Annotated in this window: 2 protein-coding genes; both read left to right on the forward strand. The window is 46.4% G+C overall.

The genetic code is table 11. From position 1 onward, the window contains the following. Positions 1 to 110: 110 nt before the first annotated feature. Positions 111 to 2,681 carry a xanthine dehydrogenase molybdopterin binding subunit gene (gene xdhB, locus VLN09_RS03165; protein WP_325243749.1) on the forward strand — a complete coding sequence of 857 codons (2,571 nt, stop codon included), beginning with the start codon at positions 111 to 113 and terminating at the stop codon, positions 2,679 to 2,681. After that, on the forward strand, positions 2,674 to 2,913 hold a 240-nt coding region (locus tag VLN09_RS03170), incomplete at its 3' end, for an XdhC family protein (protein WP_325243750.1). The genes xdhB and VLN09_RS03170, both read left to right, overlap by 8 nt.

The raw sequence follows: 2,913 nt of genomic DNA on the forward strand, positions 1-2,913 counted from the left end.
CTCAGTATTTACACTTACTTGATTATGCCAATGCTGCATTGCTAAAAGATACAGTCAAAATGCTATTGCTAGAAAGATAGGTTTTGCTAAAAATATAAGAGAGAGCCATTATGAGCCACCATTCTTCATTATTTGACAGCTACAGTACCCGCAGACAACGTCCACCAAAAGATAAGATTGTCACCCAAGCTAAGCATGACAGCGCCATTAGCCATGTCATGGGCACCGCCACTTATGTGGACGATATGCTAAAACCACAAAATACCCTGCATTTGGCAATTGGTAAAAGTGCTCACGCACATGCTCGTGTATTGAGTATGGATTTGAGCGGCGTACAAGCAGCAGACGGGGTGATTGATGTCATCACCTTTAAAGACTTACCTGCCAAAACGGATATCGGTGCGGTGTTTGACGGCGATCCACTCATGGTCAATCAGATTACAGAGTATGTCGGTCAAACGCTATTTACGGTGGTCGCCACCAGTCATCGTGCAGCAAAAAAAGCCGTACTTAAGGCTATTGTAGAGTATGAGATATTACCTGCCATTTTGACGATTGATGAGGCGCTAAAGCAAGAGCAGTTTGTACGTCCAAGTCACTTTATGACGCGCGGCGATGCTCAGGCTGAGCTTGAGAGTGCAACCACTCGTATTGCTGGGCACATTCATATGCTTGGGCAAGAGCATTTTTATTTGGAAGGGCAAGTGTCTTATGTCGTCCCTTGTGATGATGGCGGGCTTGAAGTCTATACCTCATCACAGCATCCTAGTGAAGTACAGCAACTCGTCGCCGAAGTGGTTGACTTACCCTTTCATGCAGTGACTACAGTAGTGCGCCGAATGGGCGGCGGTTTTGGCGGTAAAGAAACGCAAGCAGCGGCATGGGCGTGTCTGTGCGGTATCGTTGCTAAACGCCATAATGTGCCAGTGAGTATGCGCTTAGACCGTCAAGATGACATGGTTGTGACTGGCAAACGCCATGAATTTGCCAATCGCTATGAGGTCGGTGTCAATGATGCTGGTCAAGTACTTGGCGTTGATATGCAGTTATCTGGACTGTGTGGCTATTCGCCAGATTTGTCTGATGCCATTGTCGATCGGGCGATGTTCCACTGCGATAACGCCTATTATTATCCAGCTGCGCAGATCGCCGGTCATCGCTGCAAAACTCATACGGTATCAAACACCGCTTATCGAGGTTTTGGTGGTCCTCAAGGTCTGCTGACAGCTGAATATATGATGGATGATATCGCCTATAGTTTGGGCAAAGATCCATTACAAGTGCGCTTGGCAAATTTATACCAAAACGGTCAAAGCACCCATTATGGGCAGCCGATTGAGTATTTTGATTTGGCGACTATTATGCAGACGCTAGCAGATGACAACGCTTATGATAAGCGCCGTGAGCAAATTACAGCAGCCAATCAAAAAGCTGAAGCCGAGGGCAGTGACAAGCGTTTTGGTCTGGCTTTAACACCGGTTAAATTTGGCATCTCATTTACGGTACAGACGCTAAACCAAGCGGGTGCTCTGGTTCATATCTACACCGATGGTACGATTCAAATCAATCACGGCGGTACCGAGATGGGGCAAGGACTATATATTAAGATTGCCCAAATCGTTGCCAATGAATTCGATGTCGATTTAGATACCGTAAAGGTAACCGCAACGCGTACCGATAAAGTGCCTAATACCTCGCCAACGGCTGCGTCGTCAGGTACTGATATGAATGGTAAAGCGGCACAAAATGCCTGTATTGCTATTAGAGACCGCTTAGTTGAATTTGCTACTGAACATTTTGACGTGAGTGCAGAAGATATTAAATTTGAGCGCAATCATGTCCATATCGGCGATAAAGAAACACTGACCTTTGCAGAGATGGTGCTACTGGCATATCAGCACCGCGTTAGCTTATCGTCTACCGGCTACTACAAAACACCAAAGATATTTTATGATCGCTCAAAAGCATGGGGTCGACCTTTCTTTTACTTTGCCTTAGGTGCCTCTTGTTCTGAGGTTGAGATTGATATTTTAACCGGTGAATATAAAGTACTGCGCTGCGATATCTTGCATGATGTCGGGCAGTCTATTAACCCTGCGATTGATATCGGTCAGATTGAAGGCGGTTTTGTACAAGGTATGGGTTGGCTGACCGCTGAAGAGCTGGTTTGGGATAAAAAAGGCAATCTTGCGTCCAATAGTGCCGCGAACTATAAAATTCCAACGGCGCATGATTTGCCCAAACAGTGGAGCGTCAAACTGTTCGCGCGTAAAAACGAAGAGCAGACCATTTATAACTCAAAAGCTGTAGGTGAGCCACCATTTATGTTGGCAGCCAGTGTTTGGTGCGCGATTAATAACGCGATTGCAAGCTTAGGTGATTACCAGAGAAACCCAGAGCTTACCATGCCGGCAACGCCAGAAGCAGTATTAAAATCTGTCATGCGCATGCAGGGTCAAGCGTGGGATATCGCTGCTAAAGTGGATACAGATACGATTGCTAGCCTAACAGCAACCGATGATAATTGCGGTATTGATGATGATAAAGTCAAGCCGCAGCAAGTCGCACACGGCAAAGATATCAATCCACCAGAGTCTGAAGGTCAATTGTTCGACGAGCAGCCTGAAGCGATAGAAAACCCAAATGTATCAATGGATCGAGGACCGGCGCATAGTGAATAAGTCACTTATTACACCGATGCGCTGGTACGATGGACTGGCGCAATATCAGCAGCAAGGTATAGCCCATGTTTTAGCTACAGTCGTTGCAGTCAATGGCTCAGCACCTCGCGAGCTCCAATCTAAAATGATTGTAACGCTTGACGCGTGCTGTGACACCTTAGGCGGCGGTAGCCTCGAACATGATGTGACGATAACCGCTAGGCAATTGCTAAATGGTGAAATTAATGCCACT

The sequence above is a fragment of the Psychrobacter sp. genome (genome assembly GCF_035469765.1).
In the GTDB taxonomy this organism is placed as follows: Bacteria; Pseudomonadota; Gammaproteobacteria; order Pseudomonadales; family Moraxellaceae; genus Psychrobacter.

Excerpts from the sequence above, each read along its gene's own strand:
- xdhB (WP_325243749.1), top strand. The coding sequence starts at position 111 with ATGAGCCACCATTCTTCATTATTTGACAGCTACAGTACCCGCAGACAA.